The sequence below is a fragment of the Occultella aeris genome, assembly GCF_902703175.1.
In the GTDB taxonomy this organism is placed as follows: domain Bacteria; phylum Actinomycetota; class Actinomycetes; order Actinomycetales; family Beutenbergiaceae; genus Occultella; species Occultella aeris.
The window spans coordinates 83479-96417 of record NZ_CACRYJ010000059.1; the positions used below are offsets into that span (position 1 = coordinate 83479).

A 12939-nucleotide genomic window follows, 5' to 3' on the forward strand; every position below is an offset into this window, starting at 1 on the left:
CGCTCTGGACCGACCGGGGCGCACGTTTCGCCAACTTGGAGCGGGGTCGGTCCGAATGCGCGAGAACGTGCTCCCGCGAGCCTCACCCGAAGAACACCCGCTCCATGACCACCCGCGCCTGCCGCGCCGTCCGCAGCCAGTCCTCCTCCAGGTCCCTTGCGTGCCCGGCGTGGTAGCCGAGCAGCCTCGACACCCCGGCGAGTTCACCTCGCTCCGAGGGCAGCACGTCCACCTTCTGCCCGCTGACGCGCCCGGTGCTGAGCACGATCGCGTTCCGCAGCCGGGTGGCGAGTTCCCACGCGGCGGTGAGCTGTTCGGCGTCGGACTCTGAGATGAGGTTCGCATCCCGCGCTGCGGCCAGGGCACCCAGTGTCGACGTGGTCCGCAGGGTCTCGGTCTTGCCCGCGTGACACAACTGCAGGTACTGGGCCGTCCACTCCACGTCGCTCAGGCCGCCGCGCCCGAGCTTCAGGTGATGGGTCGCCGGCACGCCACGAGGCAGCCGCTCGGACTCCACCCGTGCCTTGATCCGGCGCAGCTCGCGGATCTCGACCAGGTCGATGCCATCGGACGGGTAGCGCAGCGGGTCGATCAGGGCGGTGAACCGCTCCCCCAGGTCGTTATCGCCCGCGACCGACCGGGCCCGCAGCAGCGCCTGGCGCTCCCAGCCCTGGGCCCACCGCTGGTAGTACTCGGCGTAGGAGTCGATGGTGCGCACCACCGGACCCTGCCGGCCCTCGGGGCGTAACTGGGAGTCCACGGGCAGCACGGGCTCTGGGCCGGTCTTGCCGAGCAGGGACGCGATCGTGGTGGCGACCAGGACCGCCCAGTCCTGGGCCTGCTTCGCCTCGGCGCCCTCGTGCGGGTCGTGCACGAACAGCACGTCGGCGTCGGAGGCGTAGCCGATCTCGGCGCCGCCGAGGCGGCCCATGGCGACCACGAGGAACGCCGATGGGTCCGCTCCCAGGCCCAGTTCCGCCGTCGCCGTCTGCGTGGCGATCCGCACGGCGCCGGCCAGGGCCATGTCCGCGGCCGGGGAGATCACCTCAGCGCAGGTGGTCACCGGCACGTCGGAGAGGACGTCGCCGATGGCGCCGCGGGTGAGTTCGCGGCGGCGCAGGAACCGGACCGCCTGGGCGGCGTCAGTGGCATCGTCGCGGCGCAGCAGCATGGCGTTCATCGCGGCGGCGAGGGCCTCGGGGGTGCGCGGGGTGAGTTCGCGGTCGTCGCCGAGCCAGGCGACGGCCTCGGGGGTGCGCATCAGCGAGTCGGCCACGTACTTGCTCGAGGACAGCAGGGTGGCCAGGCGTTCGGCGGCGGCGCCGGAGTCCCGGAGCATCTTCAGGTACCAATGGGTGCCGCCGAGCTCCTCGGACAGCTTGCGGAAGGCGAGCAGGCCGCCGTCGGGGTCCGGGCCCTCGGCGAACCAACCGAGCATCACCGGCAGCAGCTGGCGCTGGATGGCGGCGCGGCGGGAGATGCCCTCGGTGAGGATCTTGATGTGCCGCAGGGCACCGGCCGGGTCCCGGTAGCCGATGGCCTGCAGCCGGGCCTTCGCGGCCTCGGGATCGAGGGAGACGTCATCCGCGGACAACCGCGCCATGGCCGGCAGCAGCGGGCGGTAGTACAGCTCCTCGTGCAACTGGCGCACCCGGCGGCGGGTCGCCTGCCAGCGCGCCACCAGGTCCTTGGCGCCGGCCACCTCACCCTCGGGCGTGCGGCCGATCGAGCGGGCCAGGCGGCGCAGGTCGTCGTCGGCCGTCGGCAGCAGGTGGGTGCGGCGCATCCGGTACAGCTGGACGCGGTGCTCGAGCACCCGCAGGAACCGGTAGCAGGCGCCCAGTTCGGCGGCGTGATCGCGGCCGACGTAACCTCCCGCGGCCAGGGACTGCAGCGCCCGGAGGGTATTGGCGGACCGGATCGAGGGGTCGGTGCGGCCGTGCACGAGCTGCAGCAGCTGCACGGTGAACTCGACGTCACGCAGGCCGCCGCGGCCGAGCTTGATCTGCCGGTCCGCCTCCGCGGGCGGGACGTTGTCCTCCACCCGGCGGCGCATCGCCTGGGAGTCCTCGACGAAGTTCTCCCGGCCGGCGGCCTCCCACACCATCGGGCGGGTCGCGTCCAGGTATTCGGCGGACAGGTCCGCGTCCCCGGCGACGTGCCGGGCCTTGAGCAGGGCCTGGAACTCCCAGGTCTTGGCCCACCGCTCGTAGTAGGACACGTGCGAGGCGAGGGTGCGCACCAGCGGCCCGTTCTTGCCCTCCGGGCGCAGCGCGGCGTCCACCTCCCACAGCGCGGGCTCGCGGGCGGGCATCGAGCACATCCGGGCCAGGGTGGCGGCGAGTTTCGTGCCGGTGCGGAGTGCGGACGCCTCGGCAGCGTCAGACAGGCCGTCGACCGGTTCGGCGACGTAGATGACGTCGACGTCGGAGATGTAGTTGAGTTCGCGGCCGCCGGTCTTGCCCATGCCGAGGACGGCGAGGCGCACGTCCTTGCCGTGGTCGGACAGTTCCGCGCGGGCCAGGGCCAGGGCCGCCTCAAGGGCGGCGGCGGCGAGGTTGGCCAGGGCGGCGCCGACCTCGGGCAGGAACGCCTCGGGGTCGGTGGCGGTGAAGTCCTCCGTGGCGATGGTCAGCAGCGCCCGGCGGTAGGCGCGGCGCATCTCGTCCAGGGCGCCGTCGCTCGCCCGGACCGAGGCGACCGGCATCGCCGCGTCGGGGTCGGCGCCGACCGACTCCAGCAGTTGGGTGCGCACGTTCGCGGGGTCCGCGGCCACGCCGTTGCGGGGGCGCAGCACGAGTTCCACGTCGCCGGGGTGGGCCACCAGCCAGTCCCCCGTGGCCACCGACGCCCCGAGCACGGCGATCAGGTTCGCCCGGGCGCCGGCCGGGTCGGCGAGAATCTCGGTCAGGCGCTCGGCCCGGTCGGGGTCGGCCTCACCGAGGCGGGCCAGGGCGAGCAGCGCGAGGTCGGGGTCGGCGGCACGGGCGACGTCGGCGATCAGCGCGGTCGACGCCTCACCCAATCCGCCGTCGGGACCGCCGCCGTCGAGTTCGGCGGCCTCGCACGCGGCGAGCACCCCGGCCAGGAAGCCGGACTCCCACAGGTCCGCCGCGCGGGAGGCATCGGCGAAGCCGGTGCGCGCCAACCGGGCCCGCAGCGACGGTGCGCGGCTCACGCGGCCGCCACCTGCGCCGTCGGGCATGGGCTTGCAGAAGCGGCCATGCTCAGATCAGGCCGACGCGGGCCAGCTCGTAGGGGGTGACCTGCGCCCGGTAGTCGGTCCACTCCTGCCGCTTGTTCGCGAGGAAGAAGTTGAACACGTTCTCCCCGAGCGTGTCCGCCACGAGCTCGGAGTGCTCCATGGTCTCCACGGCCTGCTCCAGGCTGCCCGGCAGCGGCTCGATGCCCAGCGCTCGACGCTCGCCGTCGGAGAGCTCCCAGACGACGTCCTCGGCCTCCTCGGGCAGCTCGTAACCCTCCTCGATGCCCTTCAGCCCGGCCCGCAGCAGCACCGCGAGGGCGAGGTAGGGGTTCGCGGCGGAGTCCATGCCGCGGTACTCGATCCGCGCGGACTGGCCCTTGCTCGGCTTGTACATCGGCACCCGCAGCAGCGCGGACCGGTTGTTGTGACCCCAGGTCTTGTAGCTCGGGGCCTCCTGCCCGCCCCACAGGCGCTTGTAGGAGTTCACGAACTGATTGGCGACGGCGGTGATCTCACCGGAGTGCACCAGCAGCCCGGCCATGAACTGGCGGGCCGTGGTGGACAGCCCGTACTTGGAGCCGGGGGCGTGGAAGACGTTGGTGTCCCCCTCGAACAGGGACAGGTGCGTGTGCATGCCCGAGCCGGGCTGGCCGGCCATCGGCTTCGGCATGAACGAGGCGACGAAGCCCTGCTCGATCGAGACCTCCTTGACCACCGAGCGGAACGTCATGATGTTGTCCGCGGTGGACAGGGCGTCGGCGTAGCGCAGGTCGATCTCGTTCTGCCCGGGGCCGGCCTCGTGGTGGGAGAACTCCACCGAGATGCCCATCGACTCCAGCAGGGTGATCGCGGCGCGGCGGAAGTCGTGACCCTGGCCGCGGGCGACGTGGTCGAAGTAGCCGGCATTGTCGATCGGGACCAGCGGGTCCGTCTCGTTCTCCTGCGGCTTGAACAGGTAGAACTCGATCTCCGGGTGGGTGTAGAAGGTGAACCCGGCGTCCGCGGCCCTGGCCAGGGCGCGCTTGAGCACGTTGCGCGGGTCCGCGGCGGCGGGCTCACCATCCGGCGTGAGGATGTCGCAGAACATCCGGGCGGTGCCGTGCTTGCCGCCGCGCCAGGGCAGCACCTGGAACGTGGACGGGTCCGGCTTCGCGACCAGATCGGACTCGGAGACGCGGGCCAGGCCCTCGATGGATGAGCCGTCGAAGCCGATGCCCTCGCTGAACGCGCCCTCGAGTTCGGCCGGGGCGATCGCCACCGACTTCAGCACGCCGAGCACGTCGGTGAACCACAGTCGGATGAACCGGACGTCACGCTCCTCGATCGCTCGAAGCACGTACTCCTGCTGCCTGTCCATGCACTGCTCCCGTCATCGTTTCCGGTGCTCGCCGGTGCCGGGACCATCATGTCAGGTGAGTCGTAGGCTTCCGTGCCATGACGAGCATTCGCGTGGCACTCGCGCAGACGAATTCGACGGTGGGCGATCTGGACGGCAACGCCGCCACGGTGTTGCGGGTCGCGTCCGCCGCCGCGGCCGAGGGCGCGGACCTGATCGCGTTCGGGGAGATGGTGCTGACCGGGTACCCGATCGAGGACCTCGCGGTGCGGGGGTCGTTCCAGCGGGCCGCGGCCGCGCGGCTTTCCGCGCTGGCGGGTGATCTGGTCTCGGCGGGGGCGGGCGATGCCGTCGTGGTGGTCGGTGCGCTTGGGACAGCGGCGGACGGGCGGCCGACGAACACCGCGGTGGTGCTGCACCAGGGGCGGATCGTGACGCGCTACACGAAGCACCACCTGCCCAACTACGGGGTGTTCGACGAGTTCCGGATCTTCGCCTCCGGGAACGAGCCCGTCGTGGTGGACGTCGCCGGTTCGCGGGTGGGCCTGGCGATCTGCGAGGACATCTGGCAGGACGGCGGCACCGTGGAGCAGCTCACCGACGACTCCCTCGACCTGCTGCTGGTCATCAACGGCTCCCCCTACGAGCGGGGCAAGGCGCCGCTGCGGGTGCGCCTGGGCGCGCAACGGGCCCGGGAGGTGGGCGCCCCGGTCGCGTACGTGAACCTGATCGGTGGCCAGGACGATCTGGTGTTCGACGGCGGATCTTTCGTTGTGGATGTTGACGGCGAGTTGCTCGCGTCGGGGCCGACGTTCGTCGAGCACCTGCTGGTGCTGGACGTCGACGCGCCCGGGCAGACCGTGGTGCGCGATGCCGCGTTCGCGCGGCGCGCCGACGACACCGAGCAGATGTATGACGCGGTGGTGCTGGGCTTGCGCGACTACGCCGCCAAGAACGGGTTCCGGTCCGTGATCCTCGGGCTCTCCGGCGGGATCGACTCGGCGCTGGTGGCGGCGATCGCGGCCGACGCCGTCGGGGCGGAGAACGTGGTGGGGGTGTCGATGCCGTCGGTGTACTCCTCGGCCCACTCCCGGACCGACGCCGAGGACTCGGCGCAGCGGATCGGGCTGGACTACCGCGTGCAGGAGATCGCGTCGATGGTGGATGCGTTCCAGGGCGCGCTGGGGCTTTCGGGGACGGCCGAGGAGAACCTGCAGGCGCGGATGCGCGGGGTGATCCTGATGGCGCTGTCCAACGCCGAGGGGCACCTGGTGCTGGCGACCGGGAACAAGAGCGAGCTGGCGGTGGGCTACTCCACGATCTACGGGGACGCCGTCGGGGGGTATGCGCCGCTGAAGGACGTCTCCAAGACGCGGGTGTGGGAGCTGGCGCGGTTCCGCAACGCCCGGGCGCTGGACGCCGGCGGGGTGGAGCCGATCCCGGAGAACTCGATCACGAAGCCGCCGTCGGCGGAGCTGCGGCCCGGGCAGCGCGACGACCAGTCGCTGCCGGACTACGAACTGCTGGACAACGTCCTCGACGCGTACGTGGAGAACGCGCTCGGCCGTGACGACCTGCTGGCCTCCGGGTTCGCCCCTGAGGTGGTGGAGACCGTGGTCAGCCTGGTGGACCGGGCCGAGTGGAAGCGGCGCCAGTACCCGATCGGGCCGAAGGTGACCGCGATGGCGTTCGGGCGCGACCGTCGGCTGCCGATCACGAACGCATTCCGGGAGTCCGGCGCGGACTAGGCTGGCCGACATGTCACAGGAGACCCCTGCCCCGCCCAAGTCCGTGCTACCCCCGGTGGGAGGGGACAAGCCCAGACGGGTGCGCGTGCAACACGTGCAGGCCGCGAAGGAGGCCGGTGAACGGCTGACTATGCTGACCGCCTACGACGCCCCGACCGCACGGATCTTCGACGCCGCCGGGATCGACATGCTGCTCGTCGGCGACTCCATGGGCGACAACATGCTCGGGCACGCGAACACCATCCCGGTGACGATGGACGAGCTCATCCCCGCGGCGCGCGCGGTGACCCGGGCAACCAAGCGCGCGATGGTGGTGGCGGACCTGCCGTTCGGGTCCTACGAGGCCAGCCCCGCGCAGGCGCACGCGTCCGCGGTGCGGATGATGAAGGAGACCGGGGCGCAGGCCGTGAAGTTCGAGGGCGGCGCCCGGGTCGCCGAGCACGTGCGGCTGCTCACCTCCGCCGGGATCCCGGTGATGGGCCACCTGGGCTTCACCCCGCAGTCGGAGAACGTCCTCGGCGGCAAGCGCGTGCAGGGCCGCGGCGAGGACGCCGCCGAACTGCTCTGCGAGGACGCCCTGGCCCTGCAGGAGGCGGGTGCGTTCGCCGTGGTGCTGGAGATGGTGCCCGCGCCCGTCGCGGCCCGGGCCACCGAGATCCTGGCGATCCCGACCATCGGGATCGGCGCCGGCGCGTCCTGCGACGGGCAGGTGCTGGTGTGGCTGGACATGGCCGGCATGGGCGGCTGGGCGCCGCGGTTCGCGAAGCAGTTCGCGCAGATCGGGGCGGAGCTGGAGAAGGCCGCTTCGGACTACGCGGCCGAGGTGCGGGCCGGGTCGTTCCCGGGGCGGGAGCACGCGTACTGGGAGTGAAGGGCCACTCGCAACGCCTCACCGCGCAGCCGGGTCAGCACGGGTGACGGGGGATCGCGATCTCGTCGTAGTGCTCAGCCGGCAAGCTCGTCGACGCCGAGGGCGAAGTCCCAGTGGCCCACCCCATTGGCCGCGAGGCCCACGGTGACCACGCCCACCCCTTCCAGCCAGTGCGCCATCTTCAGGCCGCCGACGTCCAGCGGGCGCAGCCCGAGGCTCTCGATGAATGCCGCCACGCCCGCCTTGGCCTGCGCACTGTCGCCGGCGATGAAAACGTTCGGCCGGCCCTTCTCCAGGACGTCTCGGAAGATGGTGTTGAACGCCTTCACCACACTCGCACCTGCCGGAGCCACCTTCGCGACCTCCTGAGCGATCGAGGTCTCCTCGCTGTGGGCCAGCCCGTCGAACGTGGCGTTGAAGGGGTTGCTGATGTCGACGATGACCTTGCCCGCGAGGGCGTCGGCGTACTCGGTGACGACCGGGACCACGCCGTCGTACAACAGCGCCGCGATGACGATGTCCCCGGCCGGGACGGCGCCCCACTTGCCCGTAGTCGCGCCGCCGCCAAGAGCCGTGGCCAGGGCTTCGGCCTTGGACTGATCGCGTCCCATGACCTCGACGGTGTTGCCGCCCGCCACCGCGCGCGTGCCGATGGTGCGGGCCATGTTTCCCGTGCCGATAAGGGTGATGCTGCTCATGAGGTGTGCTCTCTTCCTGCTCTGGGTGTCGTTCTGTCTGGTTCGTGCCGAGTCAGGCGCTTGCCGCGCTTCCGGTGGTGGTTCAGATGGCAGTCGTGCCACCGTCGGTGACCAGTTCCAGACCGTTGACATAGCTGGAGTCGTCTGAGGCGAGGAACAGGGCGGCGGTGGCGATCTCTTCGGGGCGGCCCATCTTTCCCCGAGGGATGAGGGACTCGAACGCGGCCCTCGTTGCCTCGTCGAACAGTTCCTCCTGCTTTGCCGTGGCGACCTGGCCAGGGGTCAGGACGTTCACCCGGATGTTGCGGTCGCGCAGTTCGTTGAGCCAGACGCGAGCCCATGCCTGCTGCACGGCCTTGCTTCCCGCGTAGAGGCTCCAGCCGGGGAACGCACCAAGGGAGGCGTTGGATCCGGTCATGAAGATCGAGCCGTTGTCGTTGATCAGCGGCAGCGCCTTCTGCACGGTGAACAGGGTGCCGCGAGCGTTGAGCCAGAAGGCGCGGTGGAACTGCTCCTCGGTGATCTCGCCGAGGACGGCGGGTTCGCCCATCCCGGCGCTGGCCCACAGCACATCGATCGAGCCCTTCTCCCGCTCGACGGTGTCGAACAAGCGGTCCAGGTCGCCCAGTTCGGCCGCGTCACCCTGGACGGCGGTGACGTTCCGGCCGATCAGCCTGACGGCGTCGTCCAGTGCGTCCTGCCGCCGGGCCTGGATGAAGACGTGTGCTCCCTCGTCCACGAACAGTCTGGCGCCCGCCAGTGCCATGCCGGTCGATCCGCCGGTGATCACCGCTACCTTGCCGTCGAGCTTTCCCACGATCACTCCCTTGAATAGGTCGATATCCGAAACAGCGCGACGCTTACCTACACCGAACTGTGTACGTAACGTAGACCTGCGCCGCTCCGGAGCGCAAGGGTAAGTACACCGATCGGTACCGTGGCCGCACTCGTCGCACCGCGCGCAGGCGGCTTATGTAGACCGACCTGTACCGCGCGGTCTATGCTCGGGGCATGGCGGACTTGGAGAAGGGCCCCACGGGCCGGCGCCGCGGCCGGGGCGCACGCGAGCGGATCCTCAGCGCGTCACAGCAGCTGTTCCGTGATCAGGGCGTCAACCGCACCGGCATGGACCAGCTCTGTGCCGTGGCCCAGGTGTCCAAGCGCACGGCCTACCAGCACTTCACGAGCAAGGACGAACTCGTCGCCGAGTATCTGCGCCGGTTCGATCCCGACGTGATGCCCGGAGTGTTCGACCGCACCGATCTCACCCCGCGCGAGCGGCTCCTCGCCGCATTCGAGATGCCCGAGTCCACACCCCTGTGCCCATACATCGGGGCCGCCGTCGAACTCCACGACCCGCAGCACCCCGCGTCCCAGTACGCCCGCGAGTACAAGACTGCGATCGCGGCGCGGCTCACCGAGACGGCCCGCCAGGCCGGTGCCTCCAACCCCGAACAGCTCGGCGAACAGCTGGCACTGCTGATCGACGGCGCCTCGGTCCGCACCCGGGTCCTCGACAGCGCCTCCTTCCCCACCGCCGCCGCCATCGCCGCCGTCCTCATCGACAACGCCATCCCCGCGGCATCGCCCCGGCAGCCCAGCGATGGCGACGGGACCGGGTCTGCTCCCGTCCCGGTGGGAGCGCTGTGACGGCTCGACCGATCGCCCTCACCCGCCGGCGACCTGCGAGGTAGCTCCGCGAGCCGGGTCTTGGTCGCCCTCGTGATGGCGTCGGCGAGTCTGGTCGAGCATCAAGACCTCGCCAGTCAGCCCCGGATGTCGCGGGGAACCTGGCCGTCGCGGGGATCGGGTCCGTAGCTGGAACGTTCGCCGATCGTGCCGTCGAGGTCTCTGATGATGTGGTCGACGCCACCGGTGCGTGCTTCCTCACGACCGACCGCAACGGCCTCGTCCCTGTCCTCGTGCGTGCTGAACGCCTTCTCGGTTCCTTCGCGGCGGTTCTTCCATTGCCCGTCGTCGTGGAACGTCTCGACGTCTCCGCGTGGCATCGGACCGACCTCCCTCACCTGCCGGCGGCGGGCACCTGGGAGTGCCTCGGCGGGCCGTCCGGCTCTGTACCGAGGCTGCCAGCAACGCCGCTGGTGCGCGCGCCGAGCGCCCGAGGGCGCCGGCGCTCAAGGGGCCCGCGGTCCGGACTCGGCCGGGGGCAGGCATCGGCACGCCGGCTCCAGATCCGCGCAGACCATGATGAGCGCGTGGCCCTCACCGGGTGTGTCACACCCGGGATCCGAACACGCCTGGGTCTCGTCGATGTGCACGATCCAGGTGTCGTGGCAGTGACGCAGGTGCGCCGACCCGCAACAGGGGCGAGCGGCCGTGGTGGTGGGGGCTGTCATGAGGCCTTCTTCTTCTGGGTCTTGGCCGCCTCGGTGATCGCGTCGGCGAGCTCGTCCTTGGTCATCTGGGAGCGGCCCTCGACGCCGTAGTCCTTCGCGAGGTCGTACAGCTGCTTCTTCGACTTCGCCGACACGTCCGGCGCGTCGGCGGACTCGGTCTTCTTGCGTTCGAGCCCGCCGGCCTGGTGGCGGTTGCCGGCCTTGTGCTGGCGGGAGGCCTCGACGGACTTGCGCAGCGCCTCCATCAGGTCGATGACGCCGCCGCCCTCGTCGTCCTCGTCGTCGCTCGCGGTGACGATGCCCTCACCCTTGGCCTTGGCCTGCACTAGGTCGAGGACCTTCTCCCGGTAGGTGTCGACGTAGTTCGCGGGGTCCCACTTCGAGGTCATGGAATCGATCAGCGACGTCGCCATCTTCAGGTCCTTGTCGCCGGGCTTGCGCGCCGCCGGCACGCTCGGCAGCTCGGACTTGGGGTCGCGGATCTCGTCGGCGAAGAACATCGTCTCCAGCGTCAGCACCCCGTTGTGCGGGCGCACGGCGGCCAGGTACTGCTTGGAGCGCATCACGAAGTTCGCGATCGCGATCCGGCCGGTCTTCTCCATGGCGGCGGTCAGCAGCCGGTAGGCCCGCTCGGCCGCCTCGTTCGCCGGGGCCAGGTAGTAGGTCTTCTGGTAGTGGATGGGGTCGATGTCCTCGGCATCGACGAAGTCGGTGATGTCGATCGTGCGCGAGCGGCCCGGTGCGATCTCGTCGAGCTCGTCCGGATCGAGGAGTACGTACTCGCCGCTGTCCAGCTCATAGCCCTTGACGATGTCGTCGTAGTCGACCTCCCTGCCGGTGTCCTCGTTGACCCGCTTGTACCGGATCCGCGAGGACGTGCCCTTCGCGAACTGGCGGAAGTGGATCGTCTTGTCCTCGGTGGCCGAGTACAGGCCCACGGGCACGTTCACCAACCCGAACGCCAACGCACCGGTCCAGATCGACCGCGCCATCACGCACCTCCGCATCACCTCGAGGGTCCTGGCCTATGAGTGCCACTGTGGCGGCACGGGACGGCGTTGGCCACCGGAGAGCGCGCAGCCTGGCGCCGTGGAGGCCCTAGGACGAGGACCTACCAGACGAGTCCATCCAGATGGCTATGGCCGGAGAGCAGGCGAGCGATGCGGTCCTGCGCCACTTCGCGGACGTCAGGCTGGGGATGGTGTGCGTAGAGCGCGAGCTCCATGTACATGTCATAGAAGGTCAGCCGCTCGCGCAGGTGCTCGCGCTCGAACAGCTCCGGATACGCGCCGCGCAGCCACCCGGGGACCTCGGTGAGGGTGGTCTCGTCGAGCCCTTGTTCCTCGGGTGTGGGTGGGTACTCCCGCGCTCTCGCGCACCAGCGCAGGATGGTATCGAGCTCCGCGTCCGCCGGCTGAGCCAACGCCTCCGCGAAGTCGATCAGACCGGTGACGCGTCCTTGATCGACCATCACGTTGGATCCATGTAGATCACCGTGGACGAGCACGGGTTCGTCGGCGGCGAACAACCCCAGCCGCTCCTGGAGCCAATCAGCGACGTCCGCGAGCAGTCGCGAGTCATGACCGGGCCGTCGCCGGGCGGCCTCGACCTGCTGGAGCGCCGCACTCACGACGGGTGGGTGGTACGCGGGCCACGGATTGCCGGCGAGCGCGCCGGCCAGCCACGGCGGCAGCAGGTCGGCCGGGACGGGAACGCCGTGCAGGGCGCGCAACGCAACCCCGAGGCTCTCGATCATGGCTTGGCGCGTCGCCGAGTCCGCCGCCGGCCACGCCTCGGACAGGGTTTGGCCGGGCAGTCGTTCGGAGACGTACCACGGCCCGTCCGGGCCGTCGCCGTGGGCGAGCATGCGGGCGTGTGGAACCTCGCTGCCGGTCAGCAGGCTGACGACGGCGGCCTCGTGGCGATACGCGTCGCGGAACTGTCCGTTGGTGTTCAGTCGTACGACGTATTCGTCGCCGACCCACACGCGGCTGACCCAGCCGGCCTTGGGAAGAACGTGCCCGGTCGCTGCCAGGCCAGCGGCCGCCAGCGTCCTCAGCAGCGCCGGATCGGTAGCCGGCTCGCCGACGAACGATGTTAATTGGTCGCACACGTACAGAGCCTCGCACGCATCGGTGCCGTGGACCGCGCCAGGATTGAGGGCCGCTCCTGCGGAGGACGTCATGCTCAAGGCGCAAGGTCCTTTAAGGGCCGAGGAGGCGAAGGGTCGGACATTGCGGGCCCGGTCAGGCGGACGACCACGGCCTCAACTTGTGGGCGGCGGCCTGTCAGGCGCCGACTGTTGGGTGGGTTGCTCAATCGCGTCCGGCTGCGACGTCAGCGTCGAGTTCTGCTTCCAGGTCGGAACGGTCGAAGCCGAGCGCGTTGATTGCCTCACCCAGTTCGGTGCGGGTTCCGTCATCGGTGACGAGCCGGTCGAGGAGGAGAACACTCTCCTGCAGGTCGCGCTCCAGTCGCTGGATCTCGTTGAGGTGTTGCATGCTGATCATGGCTGCCACGGGCTTCCCGTGACGCTCCACGACGACGTCTTGGCCCTGCTCGGCTGCCCGCACGAGCCTGGGCACGCCGCGGGTCGCGGCTTCGGTGGCGGAGACGACATGGGGGACGGCCGCTGGGGTGCTCACGACCTAATCCAAACAGATTCCGGCACAGATTACTTGGCTGGGTTCGATCGTATTTCCGGCGCGGGAGGACGCGCACTGC

The 12939-nt window shown here is 70.3% G+C and carries 11 protein-coding genes; 3 read left to right on the top strand and 8 right to left on the bottom strand.

What is annotated here, in order from left to right:
- Positions 1-82: 82 nt before the first annotated feature.
- Positions 83-3205, bottom strand: a complete 3123-nt coding sequence (locus tag HALOF300_RS20405) for a bifunctional [glutamine synthetase] adenylyltransferase/[glutamine synthetase]-adenylyl-L-tyrosine phosphorylase (RefSeq protein ID WP_156742741.1) — start codon at positions 3203-3205, stop codon at positions 83-85.
- Between the two features lie 22 nt (positions 3206-3227).
- Complete coding sequence (glnA, locus tag HALOF300_RS20410; protein ID WP_156742742.1) at positions 3228-4562, bottom strand: type I glutamate--ammonia ligase; 1335 nt, start codon at positions 4560-4562, stop codon at positions 3228-3230.
- Positions 4563-4639: 77 nt separating this feature from the next.
- On the opposite strand from glnA, the gene HALOF300_RS20415 reads away from it, so the two are divergent.
- The gene (locus tag HALOF300_RS20415) at positions 4640-6289 is read left to right on the top strand and encodes an NAD+ synthase (RefSeq protein WP_156742743.1); all 1650 of its coding nucleotides are present in this window, start codon (positions 4640-4642) and stop codon (positions 6287-6289) included.
- 10 nt (positions 6290-6299) lie between these two features.
- Positions 6300-7160: a 3-methyl-2-oxobutanoate hydroxymethyltransferase gene (gene panB / locus HALOF300_RS20420; RefSeq protein WP_156742744.1), complete on the top strand. Its 861-nt coding sequence runs from the start codon at positions 6300-6302 to the stop codon at positions 7158-7160.
- A 74-nt stretch (positions 7161-7234) separates the two neighbouring features.
- Here panB and HALOF300_RS20425 read toward each other — a convergent pair whose 3' ends face one another.
- Both HALOF300_RS20425 and HALOF300_RS20430 read right to left on the bottom strand, forming a co-directional pair.
- The gene (locus HALOF300_RS20425; protein WP_156742745.1) at positions 7235-7858 is read right to left on the bottom strand and encodes an NADPH-dependent F420 reductase; all 624 of its coding nucleotides are present in this window, start codon (positions 7856-7858) and stop codon (positions 7235-7237) included.
- An 82-nt stretch (positions 7859-7940) separates the two neighbouring features.
- Complete coding sequence (locus HALOF300_RS20430; protein WP_156742746.1) at positions 7941-8675, bottom strand: SDR family NAD(P)-dependent oxidoreductase; 735 nt, start codon at positions 8673-8675, stop codon at positions 7941-7943.
- Between the two features lie 194 nt (positions 8676-8869).
- Here HALOF300_RS20430 and HALOF300_RS20435 point away from each other — a divergent pair, with 194 nt between their 5' ends.
- The gene (locus tag HALOF300_RS20435) at positions 8870-9508 is read left to right on the top strand and encodes a TetR/AcrR family transcriptional regulator (protein ID WP_156742747.1); all 639 of its coding nucleotides are present in this window, start codon (positions 8870-8872) and stop codon (positions 9506-9508) included.
- A 116-nt stretch (positions 9509-9624) separates the two neighbouring features.
- On the opposite strand, the gene HALOF300_RS20440 is transcribed toward HALOF300_RS20435, so the two are convergent.
- From HALOF300_RS20440 to HALOF300_RS20455, 4 genes are all read right to left on the bottom strand, one after another.
- A complete protein-coding gene (locus tag HALOF300_RS20440; RefSeq protein WP_156742748.1) occupies positions 9625-9867 on the bottom strand; it encodes a DUF2188 domain-containing protein in 243 nt (80 codons plus the stop codon).
- Between the two features lie 344 nt (positions 9868-10211).
- Positions 10212-11207 (bottom strand): non-homologous end joining protein Ku, encoded by a 996-nt coding sequence (ku, locus tag HALOF300_RS20445; RefSeq protein ID WP_156742749.1) that lies wholly within the window; start codon positions 11205-11207, stop codon positions 10212-10214.
- Between the two features lie 119 nt (positions 11208-11326).
- Positions 11327-12400, bottom strand: coding sequence for a phosphotransferase (locus HALOF300_RS20450; RefSeq protein WP_197522726.1), 1074 nt, complete (start codon positions 12398-12400; stop codon positions 11327-11329).
- Positions 12401-12530: 130 nt separating this feature from the next.
- Complete coding sequence (locus HALOF300_RS20455; protein WP_156742750.1) at positions 12531-12860, bottom strand: type II toxin-antitoxin system Phd/YefM family antitoxin; 330 nt, start codon at positions 12858-12860, stop codon at positions 12531-12533.
- Between the last annotated feature and the right edge of the window lie 79 nt (positions 12861-12939).

What these genes read in the sequence shown, in the direction of transcription:
- ku (WP_156742749.1), bottom strand. Translation starts at nt 11,207, where the DNA reads ATGGCGCGGTCGATCTGGACCGGTGCGTTGGCGTTCGGGTTGGTGAAC.
- HALOF300_RS20450 (WP_197522726.1), bottom strand. Translation starts at nt 12,400, where the DNA reads ATGACGTCCTCCGCAGGAGCGGCCCTCAATCCTGGCGCGGTCCACGGC.
- HALOF300_RS20425 (WP_156742745.1), bottom strand. Translation starts at nt 7,858, where the DNA reads ATGAGCAGCATCACCCTTATCGGCACGGGAAACATGGCCCGCACCATC.
- HALOF300_RS20440 (WP_156742748.1), bottom strand. Translation starts at nt 9,867, where the DNA reads ATGCCACGCGGAGACGTCGAGACGTTCCACGACGACGGGCAATGGAAG.
- HALOF300_RS20415 (WP_156742743.1), top strand. Translation starts at nt 4,640, where the DNA reads ATGACGAGCATTCGCGTGGCACTCGCGCAGACGAATTCGACGGTGGGC.
- HALOF300_RS20405 (WP_156742741.1), bottom strand. Translation starts at nt 3,205, where the DNA reads ATGCCCGACGGCGCAGGTGGCGGCCGCGTGAGCCGCGCACCGTCGCTG.
- glnA (WP_156742742.1), bottom strand. Translation starts at nt 4,562, where the DNA reads ATGGACAGGCAGCAGGAGTACGTGCTTCGAGCGATCGAGGAGCGTGAC.
- panB (WP_156742744.1), top strand. Translation starts at nt 6,300, where the DNA reads ATGTCACAGGAGACCCCTGCCCCGCCCAAGTCCGTGCTACCCCCGGTG.
- HALOF300_RS20435 (WP_156742747.1), top strand. Translation starts at nt 8,870, where the DNA reads ATGGCGGACTTGGAGAAGGGCCCCACGGGCCGGCGCCGCGGCCGGGGC.